The sequence below is a fragment of the Paenibacillus lautus genome, assembly GCF_050482385.1.
GTDB lineage: Bacteria > Bacillota > Bacilli > Paenibacillales > Paenibacillaceae > Paenibacillus_AQ > Paenibacillus_AQ lautus_B.
The window spans coordinates 243,355-269,634 of record NZ_JBCNHV010000001.1 but is presented as its reverse complement, the minus strand read 5'-3'; the positions used below and the strand labels follow the sequence as shown (position 1 = coordinate 269,634).

At 47.0% G+C, this 26,280-nt stretch carries 28 protein-coding genes, 1 pseudogene and 1 riboswitch; of the genes and pseudogenes, 25 read left to right on the top strand and 4 right to left on the bottom strand.

The genetic code is table 11. The annotated features are described in order from the left end of the window. Positions 1 to 568 precede the first annotated feature (568 nt). Both ABEW73_RS01360 and ABEW73_RS01355 read left to right on the top strand, forming a co-directional pair. Positions 569 to 1,216: a FusB/FusC family EF-G-binding protein gene (locus ABEW73_RS01360; protein WP_430172473.1), complete on the top strand. Its 648-nt coding sequence runs from the start codon at positions 569 to 571 to the stop codon at positions 1,214 to 1,216. A 93-nt stretch (positions 1,217 to 1,309) separates the two neighbouring features. Beyond that, positions 1,310 to 1,834 carry a GNAT family N-acetyltransferase gene (locus ABEW73_RS01355; protein ID WP_430172475.1) on the top strand — a complete coding sequence of 175 codons (525 nt, stop codon included), beginning with the start codon at positions 1,310 to 1,312 and terminating at the stop codon, positions 1,832 to 1,834. 155 nt (positions 1,835 to 1,989) lie between these two features. Here the strand turns inward: ABEW73_RS01355 and ABEW73_RS01350 are convergent, their stop codons facing one another. The 3 genes from ABEW73_RS01350 to ABEW73_RS01340 form a co-directional block, all read right to left on the bottom strand. Continuing rightward, positions 1,990 to 2,748, bottom strand: a complete 759-nt coding sequence (locus ABEW73_RS01350) for a prolipoprotein diacylglyceryl transferase (protein WP_430172476.1) — start codon at positions 2,746 to 2,748, stop codon at positions 1,990 to 1,992. Positions 2,749 to 2,844: 96 nt separating this feature from the next. Further along, entirely contained in the window at positions 2,845 to 3,645 is an 801-nt protein-coding gene (locus tag ABEW73_RS01345) for a M56 family metallopeptidase (protein ID WP_430172478.1), read from the bottom strand. Next, positions 3,642 to 4,073 carry a BlaI/MecI/CopY family transcriptional regulator gene (locus ABEW73_RS01340; RefSeq protein ID WP_430172479.1) on the bottom strand — a complete coding sequence of 144 codons (432 nt, stop codon included), beginning with the start codon at positions 4,071 to 4,073 and terminating at the stop codon, positions 3,642 to 3,644. The genes ABEW73_RS01345 and ABEW73_RS01340 overlap by 4 nt, the downstream gene beginning before the upstream one ends. 212 nt (positions 4,074 to 4,285) lie before the next feature. Here ABEW73_RS01340 and ABEW73_RS01335 point away from each other — a divergent pair, with 212 nt between their 5' ends. The 22 genes and pseudogenes from ABEW73_RS01335 (at position 4,286) to eutH (ending at position 23,245) form a co-directional block, all read left to right on the top strand. Then, positions 4,286 to 4,792 (top strand): DUF6985 domain-containing protein, encoded by a 507-nt coding sequence (locus ABEW73_RS01335; protein ID WP_430172480.1) that lies wholly within the window; start codon positions 4,286 to 4,288, stop codon positions 4,790 to 4,792. 44 nt (positions 4,793 to 4,836) lie between these two features. Next, a pseudogene (locus ABEW73_RS01330) lies at positions 4,837 to 5,340 on the top strand (HAD-IIIA family hydrolase); the annotation flags it as partial. A gap of 16 nt (positions 5,341 to 5,356) precedes the next feature. Beyond that, positions 5,357 to 6,049: a DinB family protein gene (locus ABEW73_RS01325; protein ID WP_430172482.1), complete on the top strand. Its 693-nt coding sequence runs from the start codon at positions 5,357 to 5,359 to the stop codon at positions 6,047 to 6,049. Positions 6,050 to 6,090: 41 nt separating this feature from the next. Next, positions 6,091 to 6,630 (top strand): DinB family protein, encoded by a 540-nt coding sequence (locus tag ABEW73_RS01320; RefSeq protein WP_430172484.1) that lies wholly within the window; start codon positions 6,091 to 6,093, stop codon positions 6,628 to 6,630. Positions 6,631 to 6,757: 127 nt separating this feature from the next. Beyond that, a riboswitch (adenosylcobalamin (AdoCbl) riboswitch) is annotated at positions 6,758 to 6,911 on the top strand. A gap of 403 nt (positions 6,912 to 7,314) precedes the next feature. Next, positions 7,315 to 8,457 carry a 1-propanol dehydrogenase PduQ gene (locus ABEW73_RS01315; protein ID WP_430172486.1) on the top strand — a complete coding sequence of 381 codons (1,143 nt, stop codon included), beginning with the start codon at positions 7,315 to 7,317 and terminating at the stop codon, positions 8,455 to 8,457. A gap of 196 nt (positions 8,458 to 8,653) precedes the next feature. Further along, entirely contained in the window at positions 8,654 to 9,013 is a 360-nt protein-coding gene (locus ABEW73_RS01310; protein ID WP_430172488.1) for a BMC domain-containing protein, read from the top strand. Between the two features lie 12 nt (positions 9,014 to 9,025). Then, positions 9,026 to 9,457: a EutP/PduV family microcompartment system protein gene (locus tag ABEW73_RS01305; protein WP_076325820.1), complete on the top strand. Its 432-nt coding sequence runs from the start codon at positions 9,026 to 9,028 to the stop codon at positions 9,455 to 9,457. Positions 9,458 to 9,545: 88 nt separating this feature from the next. Continuing rightward, positions 9,546 to 10,118, top strand: coding sequence for an ANTAR domain-containing response regulator (locus tag ABEW73_RS01300; RefSeq protein ID WP_430172490.1), 573 nt, complete (start codon positions 9,546 to 9,548; stop codon positions 10,116 to 10,118). Further along, the gene (locus ABEW73_RS01295) at positions 10,111 to 11,535 is read left to right on the top strand and encodes a histidine kinase N-terminal domain-containing protein (protein WP_430172928.1); all 1,425 of its coding nucleotides are present in this window, start codon (positions 10,111 to 10,113) and stop codon (positions 11,533 to 11,535) included. The genes ABEW73_RS01300 and ABEW73_RS01295 overlap by 8 nt, the downstream gene beginning before the upstream one ends. 148 nt (positions 11,536 to 11,683) lie before the next feature. Next, positions 11,684 to 13,114 (top strand): ethanolamine ammonia-lyase reactivating factor EutA, encoded by a 1,431-nt coding sequence (gene eutA / locus ABEW73_RS01290; RefSeq protein WP_430172492.1) that lies wholly within the window; start codon positions 11,684 to 11,686, stop codon positions 13,112 to 13,114. A 62-nt stretch (positions 13,115 to 13,176) separates the two neighbouring features. Next, positions 13,177 to 14,541 (top strand): ethanolamine ammonia-lyase subunit EutB, encoded by a 1,365-nt coding sequence (locus ABEW73_RS01285; RefSeq protein WP_430172494.1) that lies wholly within the window; start codon positions 13,177 to 13,179, stop codon positions 14,539 to 14,541. A gap of 18 nt (positions 14,542 to 14,559) precedes the next feature. Then, entirely contained in the window at positions 14,560 to 15,513 is a 954-nt protein-coding gene (eutC, locus tag ABEW73_RS01280) for an ethanolamine ammonia-lyase subunit EutC (RefSeq protein ID WP_430172496.1), read from the top strand. Between the two features lie 18 nt (positions 15,514 to 15,531). Then, entirely contained in the window at positions 15,532 to 16,185 is a 654-nt protein-coding gene (gene eutL, locus ABEW73_RS01275) for an ethanolamine utilization microcompartment protein EutL (RefSeq protein WP_430172499.1), read from the top strand. A gap of 11 nt (positions 16,186 to 16,196) precedes the next feature. Continuing rightward, positions 16,197 to 17,000 carry a BMC domain-containing protein gene (locus ABEW73_RS01270; RefSeq protein ID WP_430172502.1) on the top strand — a complete coding sequence of 268 codons (804 nt, stop codon included), beginning with the start codon at positions 16,197 to 16,199 and terminating at the stop codon, positions 16,998 to 17,000. A 36-nt stretch (positions 17,001 to 17,036) separates the two neighbouring features. Further along, the gene (locus tag ABEW73_RS01265) at positions 17,037 to 18,500 is read left to right on the top strand and encodes an acetaldehyde dehydrogenase (acetylating) (RefSeq protein WP_430172504.1); all 1,464 of its coding nucleotides are present in this window, start codon (positions 17,037 to 17,039) and stop codon (positions 18,498 to 18,500) included. 91 nt (positions 18,501 to 18,591) lie between these two features. Beyond that, positions 18,592 to 18,879 carry a BMC domain-containing protein gene (locus tag ABEW73_RS01260; RefSeq protein ID WP_098747751.1) on the top strand — a complete coding sequence of 96 codons (288 nt, stop codon included), beginning with the start codon at positions 18,592 to 18,594 and terminating at the stop codon, positions 18,877 to 18,879. Positions 18,880 to 19,032: 153 nt separating this feature from the next. Further along, on the top strand, positions 19,033 to 19,869 hold the full coding sequence (locus tag ABEW73_RS01255) for a cobalamin adenosyltransferase (RefSeq protein WP_430172506.1): 837 nt from the start codon (positions 19,033 to 19,035) through the stop codon (positions 19,867 to 19,869). A 13-nt stretch (positions 19,870 to 19,882) separates the two neighbouring features. Further along, the gene (gene eutD / locus ABEW73_RS01250; RefSeq protein WP_098747745.1) at positions 19,883 to 20,509 is read left to right on the top strand and encodes an ethanolamine utilization phosphate acetyltransferase EutD; all 627 of its coding nucleotides are present in this window, start codon (positions 19,883 to 19,885) and stop codon (positions 20,507 to 20,509) included. Positions 20,510 to 20,536: 27 nt separating this feature from the next. Beyond that, the gene (locus ABEW73_RS01245; protein WP_430172509.1) at positions 20,537 to 21,232 is read left to right on the top strand and encodes an ethanolamine utilization protein; all 696 of its coding nucleotides are present in this window, start codon (positions 20,537 to 20,539) and stop codon (positions 21,230 to 21,232) included. Positions 21,233 to 21,248: 16 nt separating this feature from the next. Continuing rightward, the gene (locus ABEW73_RS01240) at positions 21,249 to 21,524 is read left to right on the top strand and encodes a EutN/CcmL family microcompartment protein (RefSeq protein ID WP_430172512.1); all 276 of its coding nucleotides are present in this window, start codon (positions 21,249 to 21,251) and stop codon (positions 21,522 to 21,524) included. After that, positions 21,517 to 22,062, top strand: coding sequence for a BMC domain-containing protein (locus ABEW73_RS01235; RefSeq protein WP_430172515.1), 546 nt, complete (start codon positions 21,517 to 21,519; stop codon positions 22,060 to 22,062). Before ABEW73_RS01240 ends, ABEW73_RS01235 begins: the two co-directional genes overlap by 8 nt. A 76-nt stretch (positions 22,063 to 22,138) precedes the next feature. Next, a complete protein-coding gene (gene eutH, locus ABEW73_RS01230) occupies positions 22,139 to 23,245 on the top strand; it encodes an ethanolamine utilization protein EutH (RefSeq protein WP_430172518.1) in 1,107 nt (368 codons plus the stop codon). A 113-nt stretch (positions 23,246 to 23,358) separates the two neighbouring features. Here the strand turns inward: eutH and ABEW73_RS01225 are convergent, their stop codons facing one another. Continuing rightward, the gene (locus ABEW73_RS01225; protein ID WP_430172521.1) at positions 23,359 to 24,225 is read right to left on the bottom strand and encodes an alpha/beta hydrolase; all 867 of its coding nucleotides are present in this window, start codon (positions 24,223 to 24,225) and stop codon (positions 23,359 to 23,361) included. Positions 24,226 to 24,446: 221 nt separating this feature from the next. On the opposite strand from ABEW73_RS01225, the gene ABEW73_RS01220 reads away from it, so the two are divergent. Beyond that, positions 24,447 to 26,129 (top strand): PucR family transcriptional regulator, encoded by a 1,683-nt coding sequence (locus ABEW73_RS01220; protein ID WP_430172524.1) that lies wholly within the window; start codon positions 24,447 to 24,449, stop codon positions 26,127 to 26,129. The last annotated feature ends 151 nt before the right edge of the window (positions 26,130 to 26,280 follow it).

Below are 26,280 nucleotides of genomic sequence, written 5' to 3'. Positions count from 1 at the left end.
AAAACAGCTGGTATGAGTTCTAGAAAGAAGAAGCGTGAAGGTAATTCAAGAAATACATATTGCATTTAACAACAGCTTCACGCATTCACCTGTAAAAGTAAACAATTCAACGAAAACGACATCAGGGACCTAATTATGAAATTAGGAATACATATGAAAAGCTACATCACTGGATACTAGAAAATAACCATGAACGATTGCTGAGATCCTGGCATTTGGAGATTACGGATGAATGGGGACATGGGGAAGTAAATCATATTGAAGCAGACTTGTATGACACCATTAAATAGATTTTTAGTTTGAGATAGACTGTGTTTCATTCCAACGGAATAAATTGCGCCATCTGGCACTTGCTGTTATAATTTTGCGTATGATATGTGATTGGGGGTTATACTGATGGCAATACCGAATTGCTCATTAGCTAGGAAGTACTCATGCAAAGCCTGATCTGGGGCGATACTTTGCGTGGGGTGCGATAGGATGAATTCGATCGCCCAACCTTAATTTTATCGTTTCTAATAACAGGCTTTGCACCTTCATTTTTAATAAAAATAAGGGGCTGAAAGCTATGAGTACAACATTTATTAGAAACCACCAGTTTAATGTGATTAAAAAACAATCGGAGTTCCTTCTGAAAACATTGCGAACGATCGCGGATCGAAAGGTTCTGGAAACGGTTAGATATCGTGCCGTAACGAACGCTATGGAAGCCTTTCCGTCTTTGACAGAGGAACAGAAGCGGATGCTGGGCGAAATGTCAACCATCGAGAAGGCCGAGGATTTTCAGAAATATCTTAACGCATTAGAACCCTATCTGGAGCCTTATCCGACGATTACGCTGAAACAGATTCAGAAGCTATTTCCTAAAAATAAGAAACTGAAAGTTCCGGATCTGCAATCGATCGACTTTCGATATGTAACGTATTTGGGCTGGGTGGATATTGCCACTAACAAGTTATTTATCGTATATCCGTTCGAAGGAAGATTCATCGGGATCGAGGGAAGGATTACCCCGACCAACAAGAAAGGGTACTGTCTGTTCTGCAACCGGCATCAAGAACTTGCCTTGTTCTCGGTCAAGACCAAGCCAGCCGTTGCTTCACCGGATAATCTTTCTTTCATTGGCCAATACGTATGTTTGGACAGCCAAGCATGTAATCACAGTATTACCGATACAGGGGCACTTGAGAAGTTCCTTCTCTCCGCCAGCAAGTAAACAGTAACTAGAATAGGCTGCCTTCAAGGGCAGCCTATTTGTACTATATTCCCATTTGAAGGACGTAAAGGCCATGAAAGGACGGTGTAACATATGAACCATGTAAGATTAGTTAAGCCTCAGCTAGAGTTTGAGGAAGAATATGTATCATTTTATCAAGAATGGAAAGAATCCGGTGAGAATATGATTCCTTGGGTCATAGGTAAGGATCCAAGTGATTTTCGAGGAATGTTGAAGGAACTCTCTAATCAAGAGGAGGGTATTGGTATAAAGGAAGGCTGGGTCTCCGATTCAACCTTTTGGCTGGTCGATAATCATCATAGAGTATTAGGTGCGGCTAATATTAGACATCAATTAACCGAACATTTATACCATGCTGGCGGGCATATTGGCTATGGTATCCGCCCGTTGGAAAGATTGAAAGGCTATGCGACTAAGCTATTGGAATTATCCTTGATTGAAGCCAAGAAATTGGGGATAAAGGATGTATTAGTTGTCTGTGATGCCGGTAATGTGGGATCGGAAAGAACCATTATCAAGAACGGTGGGAGGCCGGATACAGATTACATAGAGGAAGATGGAAACGTAATTAAAAGATATTGGATTAAGAATACGTGACAGTAACGATCAAAATCAGTTGCTACAAGCAAACAGGATATGCTATCAGGGCTCAGTTTTTTCATTTGATGAATGCTGAGCCTCGCCATGTATCTAACTCTTTTACTCTAGGGAGGAAAACACGATGTAGTAAAGGACTCAAGAGTGTCCGTATCTTATGTTGTCATCTTCTTTGGGGCCTTAGTCAAGAATACGATGCAAGTGACCAAAACAACAGCTAATGCGATCCACTGCGAAGTAGCGAGAGCACCCAACTGGCCTCGGATGATATCGCCTCTGAAAAATTCGATAATAAACCTCCCTGAACTATAAAAAATGAGATATAGACCTGCTATTAGGCCGTTAGGTCTTTTTCTTCTTGCCATATAGATCAGTATGAAAAAAATGGAAAAGCTAAAGACGCTTTCTAATATTTGCGTAGGGATGAGTTTGACATCATTTGGGGCAAGCTCGGATTCGTGAAACGTAATTCCAAACCAACCATCCGTTTCTTCACCATAACAGCAGCCAGCGAGAAGGCAGCCAATTCTTCCAAAGCCTTGCGCTAATGCAAGGGAGGGTACAAAAAGGTCAAGGTACTTTAGAAAGTTTATCTTTTTCTTCTTACAATAGACATAACCAACCCCAATCCCCCCGATAATTCCACCGTATACCACAAATCCTTCCGAAAAATTCAGAACCAGTGAAGGATCATGGATGATATTGTTCATTTGGGTTATCCAAAACAAAAGCTTAGCTCCGATCAATCCGCCTAATAAGCTCCAGAAGGTTAGAGAGGAAACGTGAGAAAGTTCTAGTTGCCTATATGTGGTTCTATCAACAACGACCTTGTAAGCGATAAGGATTCCGATCGCGATCATCAATCCGTATCCGTAAATGGTCACAGGTCCGATACGAATGAGTTCATTGTGCATATGTTACCTCCATCATCGATTTTCGGATAAAATCTTCCGTTTATACGCAATGCCATCAAACTACATATTGTAGTATGAAAGTCCAAAAAAAAGGGATTACGAATCCCCGCCCAACATAAATAGCAGCAAAATGGAACAGGATCTCAGAAAAGGCTTCAACAGAGTTAACGGGACATTCACCCCTCGATCAGGCTCAAGAACCTGCATGACGCGGTATTGCAATGTCGTATCCGTAAAATGAACGGCCGCCTCATACCGCTGAAGCTTTCCGAGCTTCGCTAATTGCAATAAGACGCTGCCTAAGTACAGCTCCGTGCCCATTTGCCGGATGGCGAATCGATCAGCAAACAGCTCTTGCCACGTCTGATAGTAGCGAAGAATCGGTTTAACAATTGGCAAATATCCAAAGGCATCTGCCAGCAGGGTCGAAAAGAACGTTTTTAAACCATCATAATTGCGGCAATGATATCGTTCATGCAGTAAAATCGCCTTTACTTCCTTGTCATTAAACATCTCTAAAACCGTAGTGGACACGACAATTTTCGGTCGCAGAAGACCAATCGTCAGAGCCACAAAGGCATTGTCCTGTACAACGATGATTTCCGTGCCCCAGTCGCAGTATTTGTAATTGAGGCGTTTGGTTAATTTATCGTGTCTGTTGGCACGGAAGTGCTTTAACCATTTATGCGATAAAGCCAATTGTCGGGTACTTCGCCAAATGATCTGACCAAGTGTATACGCAATGACAATGTCGATTAAGACGTAATTCAGAACGGGACCTTGAAATATTCCGCTTCGGACCTGGTAGGTTATGAACATTCCCATATGTACGATGACAACAGCCACGAATACGATCACCAGCGCATAGGTACATCTTAGCCGTGTGGTCGGATTCATTGCTTTTTCCCGCGTTTGATATCGTTTAATTTACGCTCCAGCCTTGCGATCACCTCAGGATCGACATCATCCAGCGCATCGATCATGTGGTTCACGACTAAGCTCCCATACTCTTGAATGAGTCCCTGTGACACTTCCTTCGTCTGTGCAGAGAGAAATTGCTCCCTCGACTGCAGCGGGCTGAACTTGGCTGCCCGTGTCCGGCCGGTTCCCGTCAAGGCCTTTGTCAGCAGGCCTTTATCCAGAAGACGATTCATGACGGTCATTACCGTATTGATCGAGATTGGGCTCTCCTGATTTAGGATCGACTGCACTTCCTTGATACTGAGTGCTTCCGAAGACCAGAGTATATCCATAATTCGAGACTCCAGTGGTCCAAAAAATCGATTCAGGCCTTCACTATCGATATTCATTTTCTTAATCTTCATTTCTATCTCACCTCATACTACACATCGTAGTATGGTTATGGATAAAAGTCAACTTCCTTTAGCAGTGCCTAGCCTGGGGGGGGATCAGGGAGTGTCCCGGTACATGCGAAGCGCCAGTGGCAAAAGGTTTTTTGCCGTGCAGTCGAGAATAGAAGAATATAGCAATTGAAGTTTAAATCAAGAATAGACGGATTATTCGGGAGGAAGATAGCGTGAGCGAAAGATTTGAGTTAAAACACGTAGGAATAGAAGATCCTTCAGAGGAAACCGGCATATCTGGGTTTGGGTATCTTACGTTGTTCGAATGTGAAGTTGAATATCGTTTTAGCACGGAAGACATGAGTGTGGAAGAAGCGAAAATCTACATACAAGATCTGTTGAATCAGCTGCCGGAAGAAACCATAAATGAAATATGCAAGAAAGCATGCACGTGGAAAAATCTCAAAATGTCTAGCGATACGGCTGATTATCCTCCCGGCTTAGATGAAGTGCATGGAGAGGATATTTTGAAGTTTATGTCCGTAGGGGAAGTTGACCTTTATCGAAATCCTTATGATCGAAACGATAATACATTGGGAGCAATCTTGGGTGGAGGTACAGCGTGGGACTCCGAAAATGGTATGGAAATTCTGATACGAGGCAGTAAGGTTCTTGAGGTGCGCGAGTATTTAGGCTACGGCGCATATGCCATTTGGAGCGAAACCGACGAAATTGAGTGAGAAAGCGATATGAATCGGGCAATCAGTGATGTTTAAATCGTCCGACTCTCGGAGGAACCGATCGGGTTGTTTTGCCCGGTGAATTTGAGCTTTTTCCACAAGTACAGAATTCGATTCATTCACTCAGAGCCGCAGGCAAGCTTGTTTGTTCATTTACGAATCAACCTGGAATTGCGCGTGGCGAAGTAACAAAGGACGAATTCGAATCGGAATTATTAGCGTTTGGTTTTGACAAGATTTATCTTTGTGCTCATGAGCATGGAGCGGGTTGTCCATGTAGAAAGCCATCCGCAGGGATGCTGTTGAGAGCCGCTGAAGAAAATAATCTGGACTTAGGGGAGTGTTTTGTCATAGGGGATAGATGGACGGATATGGTTGCCGCCAAAGAAGCCGGTTGCAAGAAAGTGCTAGTGAAGACGGGAGCTGGCGCCAAGGAATTGGAAAAATATAACAACAACGAGTACTTCGGCATATGGAAAGAAGCGTATCCTGATTTTATCGCGACAGACTTTAATGAAGCCGTTACATGGATATTAGGGAGCCGCTAGAAAAGGAGGGTTCTCCATGGATTTGAGTGAAAGAAAACAGTGGAATGAAAATCACAAAAAGCTAACCCAGATGATTCTGGATCCGGCTAAGCATCAGAGTGCGGTTGACCTATTCTTGCAGCAGCATCGCTTGTTACATTCATCAAGAATGAGCCAGTCACCGATTGCGACCCTTGAGGATGAATTAGTGAAAGATCTACAAGAGGAATCATTCCGCCAATATCCAGTTAAGTCTCCTGATACAAAGAACTCGATAATATGGCATATGTGGCATATCACCCGCATTGAAGACATGACGATGAGCGTACTCGTAAATAACGATGTTCAAGTATTGCATTCAGGCCAATGGAACAAGAAACTCCACATTGATGATGTTCATTCCGGAAATGAAATGACGGAAGCTGAAATTGCTAACTTGAGTTCGACTCTTGATATTGATTCATTATTAGCTTATCGGAGTGAAGTTGGGCGAAACACTCGTGAAGTCATATCCCGTTTATTGCCAGGCGACTTTAAGCAAAAAGTTGAAGCGGCAAGAATTCATGAACTTAAAGTGCAGCATGCGGTTAAGGAAGACGCATCGTGGTTGCTTGAATACTGGGGAAACAAAACGATTGCGGGACTAGTGCTCATGCCGGCGACAAGGCATATTTTTCTACACTTGAATAAATCGATACGACTGAAACAAAGAATCCAAAAGTCCAAATAGTGAGGCTGGGATGCTATTTTTACAAGGAAGGTTGTGCTAGGATGTTGTACGATTTGCAAGGCGAAGAGAATATGTCAATGATCGTGGGAATGTTATATAGCGCTGTCAGAGAGAACAGCCAACGGCTAAAGTCCATATCAGAGGGCATGTCGCAAGAGGAAATTGACTACAAGGGACCTTGTGGCAATTTCAATAGTGCCGCTCAGTTAATAAAACATATTACGTATGTCGACCTGAACTGGGTTTATAGGATGAAAGGGGAGACGCTTCCCCAGTCATTCATAGATGAATACGGCCCCATGATCGATGAACATAACAGGCTGCCGATGGTCAAAGGGATGCCTCTGGACACGCTTATATCTAAATATGAAGTTGTATTAAATATGTTAAAAGAAACATGTACGAAATTAACGGATGCTGATCTGGATAGCATTGTCACATTTGGTCACGAAAATGAAAAGCAAGCCACCATACGGTGGGGATTATGGCATATGGCTGATCATAATCGTTATCATCAAGCCCATATTAATCAGCTTAGAAAGTGGTACTCTGAGCTAAGGAGGGCCATGGACAATGAATAAAAGGATATTATCTATAACTACAATTGAATCTTGGGTTTCATTTCGGTCCAATCATTTTTTTTAGGTTTATATCGCCAAACGTGTCGTTTGTGCTATAATGATGTCGAATGGGCAACCATTCGCGTCATGTACAATAGAAAAAGTTATAGGCAATGGAAGTTTGGTGCAAATCCAACACGGTCCCGCCACTGTGATAGACCGAATGATCGGTCTTAAGTCAGGTCTTTTGTCTAATAACTTTGGAGGACCAGTCATTTCGAGGCGAAAATGGCTGGTTTACGAGTCTAGTGACGTTTCCCGCCTCGCTAGGCTTTTTTTAATTGCAGCAGAGGCTGCCGACGATGTTGTCGGCCACAGCCGGGTGTTCGCCGCCGAATATATACAATGAGGTATAGCTCGCAAACGGGGAGATTCTTCAAGGACGAAGAAGCACGTGCACTATGGGGTGCATATCCCTTTTTTTTATTTATAGAGGTTGTTCCGTTAATGTGTCTGATCTAAGGACAAGTTCCGGAAGCGGTTGACGAAAATCAGAATGACGGTGTACAGTATATATGCAAAACTAAATGATAAGAAGCTGCACAATGGCGTGCACACATGATAACAAGCAAAGAGGCTTTTGAAGGGATTTTTCCTTTGAAAGACCTCTTTTTTTGTTGTAATTATTTCTTGGAGGTGCTTTACATGGATAAACTTTCGATTAAAGCCGACCTCTACATGGGGCAAGGCGCGATGGATCGTCTAACAGAGTGGCAAAACAAACGTATGTTCATCGTCACGGATCCATTTATGGTGAAGTCGGGAATGATTAACATGGTGTTTGATCGCCTGCACAGCAGTAACGAGCAATATGTTTTCAGCAATATTGTCCCTGATCCGCCGATTGAAGTCGTCACGGAAGGTGTTGAGGCGCTTTGCTCGTTCAACACCGATCTGATCATTGCCATTGGCGGCGGTTCTGCCATTGATGCCGCTAAAGCGATGAAGCTGTTTGCGCAAAAGCTGCTTGACAAGCGAGATATCCCGTTCATTGCAATCCCGACGACAAGCGGGACGGGTTCGGAAGTTACGTCGTTTTCCGTGATCAGCAACAAAGAAAAAAACATCAAATATCCGCTTGTATCCGATGACATGCTGCCGCAAGAAGCGATTCTCGATCCAGAGCTCGTCAAAAGCGTGCCGAACTTCATTACGGCCGATACCGGGCTGGATGTTTTGACGCATGCCATTGAAGCGTATGTATCCACCAAATCCAATGATATCTCCGATGCGCTGGCGGAGAAGGCGATGAAGCTGGTCTTTGCTTATTTGCCGCGAGCTTATAAGGACGGAAATGATCTTGAGGCACGCGAAAAAATGCATATAGCATCCTGCATCGCGGGGATGGCGTTTAATATTGCGTCTCTGGGATTGAATCATGGGATCGCGCATGTGGCGGGAGCCAAATTCAAAATTGCCCACGGACGTATGAATGCGATTCTTCTTCCGCATGTCATCGAATTTAATGCCGATTACAAGCCGGGTTACGGCAAGGAAGAAAGCAATAGAGCGGCGGTGCGGTATGCCGAAATATCCAAAAGCTTGGGATTATCCGCACCAAATGCCAAGAGCGGCGTCCGTAGTCTCGTACAGGCAATCAAACAGCTGCAAAAGCAATTAAATATGCCACAAACGCTGCGCGAATGCGGCGTGGATCAATCGCTGTTTGGAGAGATGAGAGTGTCGATCGCCGAAGGCGCGCTGAAAGACGGATGTACGGCAACAAATCCACGCGTTCCTACGGCAGAGGATGTGCTTCAAATTTTGAACAAAATGTTTCAATTCTAAGATCGAGTCGAAATTTGACGGATTTCGTATTGACATCGCTTGCAATATTCAAATATAGTGAAAGTAACACAATGGCGTGTTGCATACAAATCAAAGCAAAGTGGCTTCTTAAAAATTCCGCATGGACTTTTAAGGGGCTTTTATTGTTTTCTGTAGTGAATTTTAGTGTTTTCGATACGAGAGTGAGATGAGGAGTATGGAACAAGTAGCCGAGAAACAACGTATGATTCAGGAGTATGTGCCTGGCAAACAGGTCACGCTCGCTCACATTATCGCAAACCCGAACCCGGACATTTACAAGAAGCTGGGACTCGGAAACGAAGCGCATCAGTCCATCGGCGTTATGACGATCACGCCAAGTGAAGCCTCCATCATTGCAGCGGATATCGCTACAAAGGCGGCAGGCGTACAAATCGGTTTTGTTGACCGTTTCAGCGGTTCACTCGTCATTACGGGCGATGTATCATCAGTAGAATCTGCGATCAGCGCAGTGCTGCATGGATTGCAGAATATATTGGGCTTCTCGGCTAATACGACGAACATTACGAGAACGTAGGAGAAGCTTATGATGAAGAAAATTATTTTTGCCGGAAGTACAGGATCGGGCAAAACCACGCTGTGCCAATGGCTGCACGGTGAGGAGATTGCCTATAAAAAAACGCAAGCCGTTGAAAATTTCGATCAGGCGATCGATACGCCGGGCGAATGCATCGAGAACCGGTATTTATACAAAATGCTGTTAGTATCCAGTGTCGATGCCGATGTCATTGGGCTGGTTCAGGATTGTACGAAAGAAGACAGCTATTTCCCGCCGGCCTTTGCAACGGTATTCGCCAAGCCGGTTATCGGAGTGGTAACGAAGGTGGAACTGGCCAAGTCGCAAGAAGAAATCGCGCAGGCCAGAGCGCATTTAATGGCGGCCGGCGTGGAGCGGATTTTTGAAGTCTCGACGATCGAGAATGTGGGAGTAGATGCTCTTCGGGATTATTTGAGGGCGTAAACGACTTGGATTCTAGTTCAAATGCAAGCGGGGCTTATCGATAGACAAGCGACAAGCAAATAACGACAGACAATGAGGTGCATGACGCATGAATGGAAAAATTGTAATAGTCGATGACGAACCTATTACAAGAATGGATATTCGTGAGATGCTAGAAGAGGCTAACTACAATGTAGTAGGCGAAGCTTCGGATGGCTTTGAAGCTATCGAATTATGCAAGAAGCATCTGCCTGACCTCGTCATCATGGATGTTCAAATGCCCATTTTGGATGGGCTCAAGGCGAGTAAGAGAATTCTTTCAGAACAGCTGGCGGGCGGGATCATCCTTTTGACCGCCTACAGCGACAAACAGACGATTGAAAAAGCATCTTCTGTCGGTGCGCTTGGTTACTTGGTAAAGCCGCTTGATGAAAAGTCGTTCATTCCTATGGTGGAAGTCACGATTGCCAAAGGCAAGGAATTCCGAAAGCTGGAACAAGATCTCTCAAAGCTGACGCAGAAGATGGAAGAACGCAAAGCGGTCGAGAAAGCGAAAGGCATTTTGATGAGAGAAAATGGTTACACGGAAGAGGAAGCCTATCAAATCTTGCGCAAACTCAGCATGGATCGGCGATGTCCTCTGATTGAAATTGCTAGTACCATCGTCATTTCCTATGATTGATTTCAAAGAACGGATCAGTCAGCTGTGCAGCCTTCACACCGGATTGTCGAATGAGGATATAGCCCGGATCTGCGAAATAGCGGAGTCTTTTGAAATGACCGAGGTAGAGGATGATGTGTTCATCGACGTATTGTCGAGCGTGGCAAGCGAAGCCATTGTGGTCTATCATCGTCGTCCATGCAGAGGCAAATCGGTGTATTATTTTCCGGTTACGGGGGAGAAGGCGCTGCGCGAGAATGAACCTGGGGTCCTGCGGACGCTGGAAACAGGCATTATGTCGCAGGGACTTGTCGCCAGGACGCAGGAGAATCATCTGGTTCGGCAAACGGTATATCCTATTAAAAATCAAAGTGGCGTCATTGCCGTTCTGATCTATGAAAAAGATATCAGCGACAATATACAAGCCCACTTCAACAGGCAGCGAACGTCATGCGAGGATGGGGAAATGTCCTCGATGCTGGGGGCTATGCTGCAGTTCAAGGATTCGATTATCAATCAATTGGAAGAAGCCGTTTTGGTGTTCGATAAATATGGGTTTTTGAAGCTGAAAAATGAACAGGCGGACGTATATTACAGACAGCTTGGTTATTTGGAAGATATCCAAGGATTGCATTATGATAATTTGTCGCTTGATCAGACGATGTTCTCCGAGGTCATGAGCCAGCATTCATCCTCGCTATGTTGTCCGCTTACGGTGGAAGTGAAAGCCGCTGGACGTTACTATCAGGTGAAACGTTTGTTCATTGAGGAAAAGGATTTATGCGTAGGTGTTATTTTGCATGATATAACCGAGATTAAAAACAAGGAAGCTGAGATCGTTTCGAAATCGGTTGCCATCCGCGAAATTCATCACCGGGTAAAAAACAATTTGCAGATGGTAGCGTCTCTGCTGCGCATTCAGGGGCGGCAGTGCAAAAGCCCTGAGGCCAAGAAATGCCTTGATGACAGTGTCAGTCGCGTGCTCGCGATCGCCGCAACCCATGAATTGCTGTCGACGGAGATCGAAGCCGAAGTGGATCTTATGGATGTTATACGATTGATTGCATCCAATATCGAACGCTGCTTTGTTGATTGCCGCGCCGTCAAGGTGGAGATTGTTTCAGAGCAAAACATTTGTTTGGACAGTGATCGGACCGTAACCGTCGCGCTGATTGTAAGCGAACTGCTGCATAATAGTTATGAACATGCGTTCGGAGATTGTTCGGAGGGAAAAATTTCTGTCAAGACAAAAGTAGAAGGCGGGCTGGTGACGGTCGTCGTGGCAGACGACGGTGCCGGGTTCGTTGTCGGGGAAACTTCGCATAAAAGCTTAGGGCTGACGATTGTCCGCAGCTATGTTAAAGACAAGCTGAAAGGCAAGCTTTCGATCGTATCCGGCGATACGGGCACAACAGTGACTTTTACGTTCAAAAAATAATATCATCGGACTACAAGGGCGTAGTCTTCGAAGCAATGAGGCTTAAAGTAAACCATTCGGGTATATCCGGAAGGTTATCACTTTAAGCCTTTTGCATTCTTCAAGTGGTAGTCCGGGTGATAAGAAATCAAGCCAGGGGGTGAACAAAGTGGAAGAACAATTGCTCAGCGTTGGCATCGATATGGGAACTTCTACGACCCAGCTGGTGCTGTCTAAGCTCCATATTCAAAACATGGCTTCTTCGTTTTCGGTGCCCCGCTTGGTTATTACGGACAAAGAAGTGGTCTATCGAAGCGACATTTGTTTTACACCCATGTTGGAAGATAACCGGATCGATATGTTGAAGATTCAGTCCTTCGTGCAGGAGCAATACGAGAAGGCAGGCATCCGCAAGGACGAGATTCAGACAGGAGCGGTCATCATCACGGGTGAGACGGCACGCAAAGAGAATGCCAATGAAGTCGTGCTCTCGTTAAGCGGCTTTGCCGGCGATTTCGTAGTCGCAACCGCAGGACCGGATTTGGAGAGCATTATTGCCGCCAAAGGCGCGGGTGCACATTCGTATTCCAAAGAGCATTCTACCTGCATCGCCAACATCGATATTGGCGGCGGCACAAGCAATTTGGCATTATTCGCCGATGGCGAACTGTTGGATACGGGCTGCCTCGATATTGGGGGGCGCCTGATCAAGGTTGATCAAAGTTCGCATGAAATCACGTATATCGCGCCTAAAATCAAGCAGCTTTCCGAGCGAAGGGGATTCCGTCTTGCTATAGGCCAGCGGGTCACTCCGGATGAGCTTCAGCCGATTATCGGGGAAATGGTCAAGCTGCTCGAAGAAAGCGTCGGCCTCAGGCCACCGGGAGACTTCTATGACACCATCGTCACCAACAAAGGGTTGAAGCTGGACCTTGCGATTCCGTGTATTTCCTTCTCCGGAGGGGTTGCAGACTACATTTATCATGAATCCACAGGAGACGTATTCGAGTTCGGAGACATCGGTATATTGCTTGGAAGAGCAATCGCAGCTTCTCCGCTAACGCAGCAGCTGACCGTTGCCCGTTCAGCCGAGACCCTCCGGGCTACCGTTGTCGGAGCAGGATCCCATACGACGGAGATCAGTGGGAGCACGATTACCTATACGGATGAAAGTTTCCCAATCAAGAATATACCGATCTTGAAGCTTTCTGTGGTCGACGAGTCCGGAAGCAGTGAGCAGTTGGCAAAGGCCATCACCGATAAGCTGGATTGGTTCAAACTGAACAATGATTTGCAGCGGGTGGCCATTGCGATTGAAGGAAAGAAAAATGCAAGCTTTCAAGAGGTTCAGAAATATGCCCAAGGTTTGTACAAAGGGATGTCTGAACTGCTGGAGCGGGAGCATCCGCTCGTCGTGATTGTTCATCACGATCTGGCAAAGGTGCTGGGGCAAACACTGTACGCGCTGCTGGATTACAAAAAAGATGTCATCTGCATCGACAGCGTACAGGTAGACAATGGCGACTATATCGACATCGGCAAGCCGATTGCGGGGGGCAAGGTACTGCCCGTCGTTATTAAAACGCTTGTTTTTCACTAAGAGTCGCACATTAACGATTCGAGGTTTATCTATTCGAGCTGCAATTGGAAGGAGGAGCTTTCGTGATTTTAAAAACGAAATTGTTTGGGCGAGTCTATCAATTCAAGACGCTCATGGAAGTCATGGCAAAAGCCAATGAAGAAAAGTCGGGGGATACGCTGGCCGGATTGGGAGCTACTTCGGCAGAAGAACGCGTAGCCGCCAAGGTAGTTCTTTCCCAGATCAAATTGTTGGACCTACGCAATAATCCGGCGGTTCCTTACGAAGAGGACGAAGTAACACGTATCATTCAGGATGCGGTAAATGAGCGTATTTACAGTGAAATTCAAAACTGGACCGTAGAAGAGCTGCGAGAGTGGATTTTGAATGAAAACACAACGGAAGGCGACATCAAGCGCATCTCCCGTGGACTGACAGCGGAAATGATCGCTGCGGTTGCGAAAATCATGACGAACCTTGACCTGATTTACGGGGCCAAGAAAATCCGGGTTACGGCGCATGCCAACACGACGATCGGGCGTCCGGGCACGTTGTCGGCACGGCTGCAGCCGAATCACCCGACAGATGATCCCGACGGTATCATGGCTTCCCTGATGGAAGGCCTGACTTTCGGAATCGGGGATGCGGTGCTTGGCCTCAATCCGGTCGACGATTCCGTAGAAAGCGTGACGCGTGTCCTGAAACGGTTCGAGGAGTTCCGGCAGAAGTGGGAAATTCCTACGCAAACCTGCGTGCTCGCTCACGTTACGACCCAGATGGAAGCTGTAAAGCGCGGCGCGCCGACAGGACTTATTTTCCAATCGATCGCAGGTTCGCAGAAAGGGAATGAGGCGTTCGGCTTCAATGCGGCCACGATTGAGGAAGCGCAGCAGCTTGTGCTGCGTCAAGGCCAGGTGGTTGGGCCAAACGTAATGTATTTCGAGACGGGGCAAGGCTCCGAACTTTCTTCCGAAGCTCATCACGGCATCGACCAGGTGACGATGGAAGCACGCTGCTACGGTTTCGCGAAGCGGTATAACCCATTCCTTGTCAATACTGTCGTCGGATTCATCGGACCCGAATATTTGTACGACGCGAAGCAGGTTATCCGTGCCGGCCTGGAAGATCACTTCATGGGCAAGTTGACAGGCATTTCGATGGGTTGCGACGCTTGTTATACGAACCATATGAAGGCGGATCAGAACGACTTGGAAAACCTGGCGGTTCTCCTGTCTACAGCAGGCTGTAACTTCTTCATGGGTATCCCGCACGGCGACGATGTCATGCTCAACTACCAGACGACCGGATATCATGAAACGGCAACGCTGCGTGAATTGCTCGGTTTGCGTCCAATTCGGGAGTTCGAACAGTGGATGGAGAAAATGGGCTTTATCGAGAACGGCAAACTGACCAAAAAAGCCGGGGATGCGTCGGTATTTCTCAAGTAAGGAAAGGAGGAAGCTCACATGAACGAAAAAGATCTGAAATCGATGATTGAATCGATGTTGAACGAGATGGTAGGAAACAAGGTAGAGCAAGAAGCATCGAAACCCGTTGAAACAGCGACAGTTGCGGCACCGATTGCGCATAACGCGGAGCCGAACGAAGGTGGACTTGTACAGAAAACTGTACCTGAGGAAGAACAAGAGGACGACGGCGAATGCTTGGATGATATCACGGAAATTAACCTTCGCAATCTGCTGCTCGTGCCTGATCCGGCGGATCGAGAAGGATACATGAGAATGAAGGCAAAGACACCGGCTCGTCTGGGCGTTTGGCGCGCAGGTCCCCGGTACAAGACGATTACATCGCTGCGTTTCCGCGCTGACCATGCCGCTGCTCAAGACGCCGTGTTCTCCTATGTATCCGAAGATTTCGTCAAGGAGATGCACCTTGTGCCGATCGCGACCAAGTGCCAGGACAAGGATGAATATATTACACGTCCGGACTTGGGACGTCAATTCTCGGATGAAACCATCGAGTACATCAAGCAGCACACGACCAAGCAGGCCAAAGTGCAGATCATGGTAGGAGACGGCTTAAGTTCGGCAGCGATCGAAGCCAACTTGCGGGATATCATTCCATCCATTACGCAAGGTCTTAAGATGTATGGCATCGACGCAGGCAGTATCCTGTTCGTCAAGCATTGCCGTGTTCCTTCCATGGACGTCATTGGTGATGTAACGGAAGCAGATGTGGTTTGCCTGCTGGTCGGCGAACGTCCGGGGCTTGTGACGGCAGAATCCATGAGTGCCTACATTGCTTATAAACCAACGGTGGGCATGCCTGAAGCAAGACGTACCGTTATTTCCAACATTCATTCCGGCGGTACCCCTGCGGTAGAAGCAGGGGCTCATATTGCCGAATTGATTAAAACAATGATTGATCGCAAAGCATCAGGTATTGATTTGAAACTATAGGAAAGGCTGGAGGCACGTATGAGAAACGAACCGATTCATGCACAAGTGCTCGGCATGAAGCTCATTTCCAACGTAAGCCTGGATATGGCAAACAAGCTGGAGCTGAAGCCGCACCATAAAAGTTTGGGTATCATTACTGCTGACATTGATGACGTAACTTACGCAGCACTGGATGAAGCAACGAAAGCAGCCGCTGTGGATGTTGTGTATGCAAGAAGCATGTATGCCGGATCGGCTAATGCTTCAACGAAGCTGGCAGGTGAAGTCATTGGGATTCTGGCTGGGCCAAATCCCGAGGAAGTACGAAGCGGCATGAACGCCGTTGTTGATTTCATCGAAAGCGGCGCTCATTTCGTTAGCGCCAATGAGGATGACAGCATCACCTATTTCGCCCATTGCGTATCCCGAACCGGCTCCTATTTATCCGAGACTGCGGGGATCCCAGAAGGTGAGGCGCTCGCGTATTTGATCGCTCCGCCGCTGGAAGCGATGTATGCGCTCGATGCAGCACTGAAAGCCGCCGATGTTACAATTGCAACCTTCTTTGGCCCACCGTCCGAGACCAACTTCGCTGGCGCACTGCTGACAGGCAGTCAATCGGCCTGCAAGGCAGCATGCGACGCTTTCGCGGACGCTGTCCAATTCGTTGCAGATAACCCGACGAGTTATTAAGGTAGCGGATCATGGGATATAGCGCGTTAGGGCTAATTGAAGTCAAAGGGTATCTGGGTGCAGTCGCGGCAGCGGATGCCGCATTAAAGGCGGCAAGCATTACCTGCATCGGCATGGAGATCATCGGGGGTGGATTGGTGACCGTCAAGCTAGATGGAGATGTCGGAGCGGTGCAAGCTGCCGTAGAAGCGGGAGCGGAGATGGCGAAGCAATTAAATGTGCTGCTGACCCGCCATGTGATTGCCAGAATGCATGAAGAAACGGCAGTTTTGGTAGAAGAACAGGATGATACTGGCGAAAGTCCGCTTCAGGCAGTCGCAACCATGGATGAACAGGAGCGAAAACAAACGGCAGAAGCAGCTGAAGACGGTGCTGAACAAATCGCTGCACCAAACGACGCTGCTGATGAAGCCATACACCTTGCCATCAAAGAAACTGCCGCTTCTAAAGATTTGGCGGAAGAAGGGGCAGGTTCAAAAGACCTCAAAGCAGCAGATACGACTTGGCCGCAGGCACTAAAGACAAATGAAGCGAATGCCGCTGGTCACCAGCCGGAGTGGAAACCTTCACCGATCAAGAACATTCAAACCCAAGCAGAGGAGAAATCCACATCCGACGTCAAGGAAACAGAAGATGCAAAAGCCGCAGTAAAGCTTGTCCCTGAGCAGAAGGATGCCGATGATAAGGCAGCAACACCGGATAAGAAGCAGGCCGATGCGCCAAAGAGTAAGTTAAATGACGGTAAGCCCCGTGAGCAACCGAAGCAAAAATCGGCTGCTAAATCCGGCAAGAAGTCAAAAAAAGCAAGTTCATAAGGGAAACATAAAACGCAGTGGAGAGAAGGAATATTGATGGAAACATTGGATAAAGACCTGAGATCCATTCAAGAAGTCCGTGATCTGATCAACAAAGCCAAGGAAGCGCAAGTTAAGCTCGCCGCCATGACGCAAGAGCAAATCGACGCGATCGTCAAAGCGGTTGCCGATGCCGGATACAACCATCGTGAGAAGCTGGCGAAGATGGCCAATGAGGAAACTGGCTTCGGCCGTTGGCAGGACAAGGTCATCAAGAATGCTTTTGCTTCGCAGCATGTCTACGAGTCCATCAAGGACATGAAAACCGTTGGCATCTTGAAAGATGACCAAGAGAATAAGTTGATGGAGGTAGCTGTCCCAGTCGGTGTCATTGCCGGTCTAATTCCATCCACCAACCCGACTTCGACGGTTATCTACAAAACGCTCATTGCGCTTAAAGCAGGAAACAGTATCGTGTTCTCCCCGCATCCGAATGCGCTTAAGAGTATTCTGGAAACGGTGAAGGTCATTAACGAGGCAGCTGTGCAAGCAGGGTGCCCGGAAGATGCCATTGGCGTCATGACGGTTCCGACAATTCAAGGAACAGATCAATTGATGAAGCATAACGATGTCGCCTTGATTTTAGCAACTGGCGGAACGGCGATGGTCAAAGCCGCATATTCATCCGGTACGCCGGCAATCGGCGTTGGTCCAGGCAACGGCCCTGCTTTTATCGAGAAGAGTGCGAATATTTCGCTTGCAGTCAAACGCATCATGGACTCCAAAACTTTCGATAACGGTACGATTTGCGCTTCGGAGCAATCCGTCATCGTTGAAGCATGCAGCAAGGAAGCGGTTGTGGCTGAATTCAAAAAGCAAGGTGCTTATTTCCTTTCCGCAGAGGAAGCCGATCAGCTTGGCAAGTTCATTATGCGGGCCAATGGCACCATGAACCCGCAAATCGTTGGACGCAGCGTGGATCATATCGCAAAACTGGCGAACCTGAACATTCCTGCAGAAGCGCGCGTGCTGATTGCCGAAGAAACCCGCGTGGGACGCAATGTTCCATATTCACGAGAGAAATTGGCTCCAATTCTGGCTTTTTACACAGAGGACAGCTGGGAAGCAGCATGTGAACGCTGCATCGAAATTCTGAATGGAGAAGGCGCAGGCCATACGATGTGCATTCACTCTGAAAATGAAGAGATTGTACGCCAGTTCGCTTTGAAAAAGCCGGTATCCCGTTTGTTAGTCAATACGCCGGGTACGCTTGGCGGCATCGGCGCAACGACAGCACTTGCACCAGCGCTTACGCTTGGTTGTGGTGCGGTTGGCGGAAGCTCCACATCCGACAATATCAATCCGCTAAATCTGCTTAACATTCGCAGAATCGCCTATGGACTAATAGAAATGGAAGACTTGGCGGACCGAAAGGAAGAGCCGAAAGCCGCATGCAGCCTTCCGGAAGACAAAGAACAACTTATCGACATGATTGTGGCTCGTATTCTTGAAAAAATGTAAGTTTTCGTAGAGTTCATTGGCAAGACGAACAACCCATTCTAGGTAACCCTAAAATTCATTATAAATACAAATTATTAGGAGGAATTTTATCATGGCAAACGCAAACGCATTGGGAATGGTAGAAACTAAAGGTTTGGTAGGCGCGATCGAGGCAGCAGACGCAATGGTAAAAGCAGCGAATGTTACACTGATCGGCAAAGAACAAATCGGAGCAGGTCTCGTAACGGTTATGGTTCGCGGTGATGTGGGCGCTGTTAAGGCAGCTACCGACGCAGGCGCAGCTGCGGCAGAACGTGTTGGCGAATTGCTTTCGGTACACGTTATTCCAAGACCACATGCTGAAGTGGACGCAATCCTGCCTAAAACAAAAGCAGAATAAAACTGCACTGACAACCAGATGAGAAAGACAGCAGAATGCGGGTGAGTGCCCGCATTCCGCTTCTTACTATGGCGACTTAACCCTGATTGCAACGGTTCGGACGATCGTGTAAGGAAATATGAACACGCATTCGCCTTAGAAGGATGTGAAAACATGGCTGTGATTACGGAAAGCGAGCTGCGCAAGTATTTTCGAAATCGGAGTTTGAAGGACGTTGCCGTTTATGAGACGGCTGCGGGAACGATACTGACGCCATCGGCCAAAAGCTTTTTGAGTGATCATCAGATTGAACTGCGGTATGTGACAGCTTCTGAGACGGATAAGGATACGGTAAAGGAACCGGGACCGGCACCAGCACCAGCGCAAGAATCGACGCCGCAAAAGGAAGTTAAGCTTCAACTGACGACCAACCTTGATGCTGAACCAGCAACCGGCGGGAAAAAGCGATTTCGGACGCTGTACGGCGGATTTTTGGAAACGAAGCCTGAGCATATGACCCATTTGTATGGAAATATGCTCGTTTTTAAGGATCATCCACGGATATTATTCCGCGGCAAGCTGGACTCATTGGAAACAAAAATATTGGAAGCGCAAATCAGCTGCTTCAAGCTGAATAGACCCAAGCTGGTCAACGATTTGGAAGAGATTTTGCAATTCGTTAGGCGGATCGTACGGTGCGAAGTGCTTAGCGAAAGCATTGAAGAATTTCATTTGCTTGGGCTGAGCCCCAAGGAATTGCGGGAGCAATCCCATTTTCCCAAGAAATACTTTGGACTGGAACATTTTCAACCCAGCTATGATATGGGCGAAGCGGTTGTTGTCATAAATGCGTTACGCACATTGACGAGGGAGACGGAACTGCTGGCTTTTCAAGCCTTCAAGAAGGAACACGGGGATGTAGAGCGTGAAGATATCATTCGATCACTGAACAGGCTGTCTTCCTTGTTCTGGATTATCATGTTCCGCATTCGTGTTGGAGAGTACAACTGATGAGGTGAGTAAGGTGGATAACCAACTGGTAGAGAGCATCATAAACGAAGTGGTCAAGCGGGTGCAGGATGAAACCTGTTTCGAAATCGAAGCATCCGGCAAGCATGTGCATTTGAATCGGGAAACGATCGATGCCTTGTTCGGCAAGGGATATCAGCTGACGAAAGCCAAGGATCTTTCCCAGCCGGGGCAATATGCTTGCAAAGAACGCGTGACGCTGATCGGGCCCAAGGGCTCTTTGCATAATGTCGTCGTGCTTGGTCCGGAACGTAAAGAATCGCAAGTAGAGGTATCGCTCACAGATTCGGTCGTGCTCGGAATATCCGCTCCGGTAAAAGAAAGCGGTAAGTTGGAAGGAACCCCGGGAATCGTCATCGCTTCGGGCAGCAATATGATTCGGCTCGATCGAGGATTAATCGCAGCGCAACGCCATATCCACGTGAAAGCGGAGGATGCGGAGAAATACAACGTAAAAAACGGCGAAATCGTACAGGTAAAAGTGTATGGTAAACGTCCGCTTATTTTTGACGATGTGCTGGTTCGAGTGAGCCCGAACTTTGAGACCTACATGCATATTGACTATGACGAAGCAAATGCATGCGGTTTTACGAAAGGTACGAAGGGGAAAATTTTGAAGTAGGGCATCCAGGTTTAGGAGCGTGAAAAAATGAACATAGAAGCTCTGGATCGGGCTGCGATTATCGAAGCTGTAACGGCTGAGGTGATGAAACGGCTGGAACGGGCACAGACGGAAAAGCCGGATGTATCCAAAAAGCAAGCGGTTCTTCTGTCTGTGGAACCGCTGCCGGAACTGGAGAATAAGCTGAAGCCATATTATAAGGTGCGTTATTACGATGAGGCGCTCAGAGATTGTGATGTGCTGATTATTCCTACAATATGTATTCAGCTGTTATCCCACCTTGCGAACGGCATAAGCGCAGGCCCGCGTGAACGGTTCGTGCTCACGATGCTGCTGAAGGGACGAAAGGTGATTGCGTTCGAGGAAGGAATGCTTTACCGCAAATACAAGTCAACGGCCCCAGTTTTGCTGTACAAAATGTACGATGAATTTACAGACAAGCTGAGCGATTACGGAATCCGGATGGTCAAAGAAACGGAAATGCTTGCAGCTTGTATGGAGGAAGAGCGGCTTAAGGATAGGATTCTGGTTGAGGCTCATACCGAATCCGTTTATGCACCGCATGATGCGGAAGTATTGAACCGCAAAGTCATAACCGAAGCGGAAGTGAAAAAGCACCGTCTGCAGAACCGGACAGAGATCGTGATAGACCGGCATAGTATCATTACGCCGCTTGCTCAGGATTACTTACGCATGCAGCAGATGCAGGTACGTAGAAGATAACGGGCGAGGTGAACTTATGATCATGGGACAAGTTATGGGAAGTCTGTGGGCTACCCGCAAGGATAATAAGCTGAACGGGATGGCCTTCCTCGTGGTCAAACCGTTAACATACGCCAAAGAACCCGTCACACGTGAATATTTTGTCGCTGCGGATAATGCCGGGGCGGGCATCGGGGACACGGTGTTGGTAACGACCGGAAGTGCAGCCCGAATATCGTTTGCCAATTCAGACGTACCCGTTGATGCGGTCATCGTAGGGATCGTCGATTCGATTGAGGTGACACATGACTAGTGCAATAGGTGTCGTTGAGATGCGCAGCATTAGTAAAGGTTACGAAACAGCGGACCAAATGTTGAAGACTTCGCCTGTTGAAGTGCATCATATGAAGCCGATCTGTCCGGGCAAGTTTCTGATCGTCATGAGCGGGGATACTGCAGACGTACAGGCAGCGATGGAGACAGCCAAGGTGGAAGCCGGCGAATTTCGGATCAGCGACTTTGAACTGTTTGGCGTACATCCCGATATCATCGATGGATTGAAACGCCGTCCTTCCTCCCTGCCTGTGAATGCTCTTGGAATTGTGGAGACGGCTACGGTGTCTCCCGGCATTTTTGCATTAAATGAAGCTTTGAAGCAATGCGACATTCATGTAAAAAAAATGAATCTTGGCATGGCGATTGGGGGCAAATTTCTCGCCGTGTTCACAGGAAGTGTCAGCGATGTGGAGCAGGGGATGAAGGTGTTTGTATCCTCCATGGATCCAAAGCGGATCATTCATCATACGGTGCTTCGTTCCCCGTCCGAGGAAATCATACAACACTTCCGGTAGGGAGTTTTCAGGGCACGATGGTCAATGAAAACCATTTGCTTTGGATCATATAGCGATAGAATGGGGGAGCATGTACGTGGAGATTAATGAAATTATCATATACGGCATGGTTATTTTCATGATTCTCGGTGCCATCGATAAGTGCATTGGGTACAAGTTCGGATTGGGACATCAATTCGATGAAGGGATTATGGCCATGGGTTCGCTTACGCTCGCCATGGTGGGGATCATCTGCCTGTCTCCGGTCCTGGCGAAAGTTCTAGGTCCGGTCGTCGTTCCGGTATACGGCGCATTGGGAGCAGACCCCGCCATGTTTGCGACTACATTGCTGGCGAACGACATGGGCGGCTTCTCGCTGGCACAGGAACTCGCGCAGAGTCCGGAAGCGGGATTATTCGCAGGAACGATTCTGGGGGCTATGCTTGGCCCTACGATTGTATTCATCATTCCGGTTGCGCTAGGCATTATTAAAAAAGAAGACCAGAAGTTTTTGGCTACCGGCGTGCTGGCCGGTATCGTAACCATCCCGCTCGGTTGTTTGATTGGCGGATTGGTTGCCGGTTACTCGATCACCATGATTTTGTCCAACCTGGTACCAATTATTTTGTTTGCTGTACTTATCGTGCTGGGATTGTGGAAATTTCCGCAGGGTATGATCAAAGGGTTCACGGTTTTTGGGCAATTCATCGTCATTGTAGCGACATTGGGACTCGCAGCGGGCATCACGCAGCAACTGACAGGGATTACCATCATTCCAGGGCTTGCTCCGGTTGAAGACGGAATCAAGATCGTTGGCGATATTGCCATTGTACTCGCCGGCGCATTTGCAATGGTATTTGTGATTACGAAAGTGTTTAATAAACCGCTGATGAAGCTGGGCAAGCTGCTCGGCATGAATGAGATTGCGGCAGCCGGTCTGGTTGCTACGCTTGCCAACGTCATTCCGATGTTTGGCATGATGAAAGACATGGATGCGCGGGGCAAGGTCATCAATGTCGCCTTTGCCGTGTCGGCCGCGTTTGTATTCGGCGATCATCTTGGTTTTACGGCAGGGGTCGCGAAGGAAATGATTTTCCCAATGATTGTCGGGAAGCTGGTCGGCGGAATTACGGCGGTTATTGTAGCCTTGTTTTTGGCTAAGAAGATGGCTGCGGAACCGAAGGAAGAACTCCAGGAGTCATAATAGCGTTTTTTTTCAGAATATTATTTTTGCGTATGCAGGTTTCTATCTACTCCTCTCGTTTGAGCCCATCTTGAAAAAAGGTGGGTTTTTTTATGATCTCAGACTGTTTATTATTAAACTAAATGACGCCGCAAAAACTCCAGAACCTGCGCAAATGCCTGCCGAACATTTTCTTTGTCCAACTGCATGTCAAACAAGTGATCCTCATCAGGAAGGGTCAGAAGCGTATGCTCAACTCCCGCACGTTGCAACCGCCGCGCCATACCGATAGATTGCTCACAAGGCACATCTTGATCATCCTCCCCATGGAGCAGCATAGTAGGCGGAAAAGAGTCGTCCACAACTTGTGCCGGACAAAGCAAGTCCAGCTCCTCCTTATCCTGAACAAGGTCTAACCCCGTAATCTCCCGAGACCAGATTCCCTGTTGACGATAATATAAATAGAGACCGAATCTTTGCTGAATGGAGCTTTCAGCAAGCGTCCGCCTTGTGATCAACTGATCTGCCAGTTCTTCAGGCACCGTAGGTTTTTGCAGATAGAACGGGCTAGGACTCGAAGACCAGCTGGCTTGAATATCCCCATAGCCATAAAAGGACACGACCGCTTGCAAAGACGGCTCTCTGGATCCGGCAAGAAGAGCAAGGTATCCGCCTGCCGAACTGCCTACAACGGCTATAGCGGATGGCTGAAAGCCAAGCTCGGTGAATGCTTGTTCTCGTAGCCAGCGAAGAGCATCCTGAATATCTTCAATAATCGCTGGGAGCCGCGTTTCAGGGGCTAGTCGATAATCAATGGATAGGACATGCAAACCAGCCTGATTATACTGCTTCACTTGTTCTTGCAAAATATCTTTTCTGGAACCCCATATTAGTCCGCCCCCATGAATATAGACAATCACGGCGGAACTAGTCTGACTAGTGCTGTAAAAGTCTCCAAGCAACTCAATGCCTTCAACTGTTTTATAACAAATCGTTCTCATCGTTATTCCCCCTAATTTTGACTTCAATTTCTACATTGTTTATCCTTTATACATACATATAAAGGAGCTGATCCGCGTGCGTCAACTTCAAAGGTAACCCACCCGGCATGAGTGAAAGCGGATACACCATTACGAATACACCATTATGCTATACTCCACCCTTACTCCGACGCAATACAATGAAGAAGAAATCAGACTTGCAATCATAAGGAGTTAAAGACATGGAATTCAGAGTAGAACATGTATTGAAGATGGCTCGACTGCAACATGCAAAAGTGCTAGGGGGCAGCAAAGGGCTTACGAATATAATAAAAGGCATCACAATTATGGAGGCTCCTGACATTGCAGATTGGCTGAAAGGCGGGGAGATGCTGCTGACCAGTCTATATCCGATCCTCAATTATACAGAAGCAGAGCAGCGCGAATTTATGTTCCGCTTGGCTGACAAAAGCGTCAGCGCCATATTGATCAAAAACCACCGTTTTGTCAAGAAGATTCCCGAGGCAATCATAGAAATAGGCGAACAGACGGGGCTGCCAATTATCCAAATCCCACAGGACATCCCTTATGTAGATGTGCTCTATCCGGTTATGGAAGAACTGTTTAATAACCAGGTAATGAAGCTCAAATATTTTAAAGAGGTGCATGATCGCTTCACTACACTCTCCTTAACAGATAGCGGTATGGAACCAATAATCACTACATTGGAACAATTAATCGGAAACCCTGTTGCCATCTATGACCGAAATTTTGTCTGTATGACTCATTCTTCCTTGTACATGCTTCCCACACACCAACAGGAGCACATTGTAGAACGCGAGAAAATATTCGAAACCAAATTTCCTTATTATTGGATAACTACGCAATTTACCGAACCGGAGATGAAATCGCTTTACCATGTAGTCGTGCCTATTCGTACAGTAAACCGTATTAAGGTGCATCTCGTTATCACCGAGATCCATAAACCATTAGAAGAATTAGATTTCATTGCAATAGAGAATGCGGCTACTGCTCTGTCTCTAGAACTGGTCAAGCAATTTGCGGTGGCCGAAGTCGAGCGGAAATATAAAAATGACATCATTGATGATCTGCTTGCGGGTAAAGGTCAGATGTTGGAGACGGTGTATCAACGAGCTAACCTGATCGGCTGGGATTTAGATCGATCCTATGCTGTGCTTTTGTTTCATGTGAAAGAAGAGTTCATTTCGTTCAATCAACAAGAGATGTTTAAACCTAAAAACTTGCGCAGACTGCAGAGTAAAACGTTTACTTACTTACACGAAGCAATTGATGCTCAATTTGCAGATGCTATTATGCGCAGCCGAAGCGATACCATCATTCTGCTGCTGCCTGTTGATTCGCAGGAAGGGAAAGAGAAAATCTGGTTGCCAGCAGTTAAAGACAAAATCCGCGGGATTCAAGACAACATCCGCACGAAAACGAAAGATATTGTAGTACAGGTCGGCATCGGCAATGTGGCAGCAACTGTCTTGGATATTTCGAGAAGCCATCAAGAGGCGCAAGAAGCCCTGAACCTCGGCGGTACACTCTACGGTAGCGAATCGATTACCGCCTTCGCCGAGCTTGGTTTATTCCGCCTGCTCTGTCAGTATCCAGATCCTGCCGTATTGAACTCGTTTATTCCCGCTTCTTTAAACAGGCTCGTTCAAAGCAAAAGCGCCATCAAAAAAGATTTGCTGCATACGCTTGAAGTCTTTTTGCAGCATAACCAAAATGCTGCAAAAGCAGCTCAGGATTTGTTTGTCCATTACAAAACGGTCATGTACCGACTGGAACGGATCAAAGAAATTTGCGACATGGATTTCGATAATTCTGAAGAGATGCTGGAAACCCGGGTTGGTCTAAAAATTCTGAATTTAATAAATAACGAAGAAGAACACTAAAAATTCTAACTAAATAGACCCTGTTTTTAGCCAAGGTGGATAAAGAAGCTGTTAATCTTTTATCCACCTCTGTTAATGACGCCCACATCGGAAAGCGCTTACAATTAAGATGTAAGAAAGTTAATCAGCACTTTTGAAGCACTTTTATCAT

What these genes read in the sequence shown, in the direction of transcription:
- ABEW73_RS01305 (WP_076325820.1), top strand. Translation starts at nt 9,026, where the DNA reads ATGAAGAAAATTATTTTTGCCGGAAGTACAGGATCGGGCAAAACCACG.
- ABEW73_RS01295 (WP_430172928.1), top strand. Translation starts at nt 10,111, where the DNA reads ATGATTGATTTCAAAGAACGGATCAGTCAGCTGTGCAGCCTTCACACC.
- eutL (WP_430172499.1), top strand. Translation starts at nt 15,532, where the DNA reads ATGAGAAACGAACCGATTCATGCACAAGTGCTCGGCATGAAGCTCATT.
- ABEW73_RS01360 (WP_430172473.1), top strand. Translation starts at nt 569, where the DNA reads ATGAGTACAACATTTATTAGAAACCACCAGTTTAATGTGATTAAAAAA.
- ABEW73_RS01225 (WP_430172521.1), bottom strand. Translation starts at nt 24,225, where the DNA reads ATGAGAACGATTTGTTATAAAACAGTTGAAGGCATTGAGTTGCTTGGA.
- ABEW73_RS01300 (WP_430172490.1), top strand. Translation starts at nt 9,546, where the DNA reads ATGAATGGAAAAATTGTAATAGTCGATGACGAACCTATTACAAGAATG.
- ABEW73_RS01315 (WP_430172486.1), top strand. Translation starts at nt 7,315, where the DNA reads ATGGATAAACTTTCGATTAAAGCCGACCTCTACATGGGGCAAGGCGCG.
- ABEW73_RS01320 (WP_430172484.1), top strand. Translation starts at nt 6,091, where the DNA reads ATGTTGTACGATTTGCAAGGCGAAGAGAATATGTCAATGATCGTGGGA.
- ABEW73_RS01270 (WP_430172502.1), top strand. Translation starts at nt 16,197, where the DNA reads ATGGGATATAGCGCGTTAGGGCTAATTGAAGTCAAAGGGTATCTGGGT.
- ABEW73_RS01240 (WP_430172512.1), top strand. Translation starts at nt 21,249, where the DNA reads ATGATCATGGGACAAGTTATGGGAAGTCTGTGGGCTACCCGCAAGGAT.
- ABEW73_RS01265 (WP_430172504.1), top strand. Translation starts at nt 17,037, where the DNA reads ATGGAAACATTGGATAAAGACCTGAGATCCATTCAAGAAGTCCGTGAT.
- ABEW73_RS01235 (WP_430172515.1), top strand. Translation starts at nt 21,517, where the DNA reads ATGACTAGTGCAATAGGTGTCGTTGAGATGCGCAGCATTAGTAAAGGT.
- ABEW73_RS01310 (WP_430172488.1), top strand. Translation starts at nt 8,654, where the DNA reads ATGGAACAAGTAGCCGAGAAACAACGTATGATTCAGGAGTATGTGCCT.
- ABEW73_RS01255 (WP_430172506.1), top strand. Translation starts at nt 19,033, where the DNA reads ATGGCTGTGATTACGGAAAGCGAGCTGCGCAAGTATTTTCGAAATCGG.
- ABEW73_RS01260 (WP_098747751.1), top strand. Translation starts at nt 18,592, where the DNA reads ATGGCAAACGCAAACGCATTGGGAATGGTAGAAACTAAAGGTTTGGTA.
- ABEW73_RS01340 (WP_430172479.1), bottom strand. Translation starts at nt 4,073, where the DNA reads ATGAAGATTAAGAAAATGAATATCGATAGTGAAGGCCTGAATCGATTT.
- ABEW73_RS01355 (WP_430172475.1), top strand. Translation starts at nt 1,310, where the DNA reads ATGAACCATGTAAGATTAGTTAAGCCTCAGCTAGAGTTTGAGGAAGAA.
- eutC (WP_430172496.1), top strand. Translation starts at nt 14,560, where the DNA reads ATGAACGAAAAAGATCTGAAATCGATGATTGAATCGATGTTGAACGAG.
- ABEW73_RS01325 (WP_430172482.1), top strand. Translation starts at nt 5,357, where the DNA reads ATGGATTTGAGTGAAAGAAAACAGTGGAATGAAAATCACAAAAAGCTA.
- ABEW73_RS01350 (WP_430172476.1), bottom strand. Translation starts at nt 2,748, where the DNA reads ATGCACAATGAACTCATTCGTATCGGACCTGTGACCATTTACGGATAC.
- ABEW73_RS01345 (WP_430172478.1), bottom strand. Translation starts at nt 3,645, where the DNA reads ATGAATCCGACCACACGGCTAAGATGTACCTATGCGCTGGTGATCGTA.
- ABEW73_RS01245 (WP_430172509.1), top strand. Translation starts at nt 20,537, where the DNA reads ATGAACATAGAAGCTCTGGATCGGGCTGCGATTATCGAAGCTGTAACG.
- ABEW73_RS01220 (WP_430172524.1), top strand. Translation starts at nt 24,447, where the DNA reads ATGGAATTCAGAGTAGAACATGTATTGAAGATGGCTCGACTGCAACAT.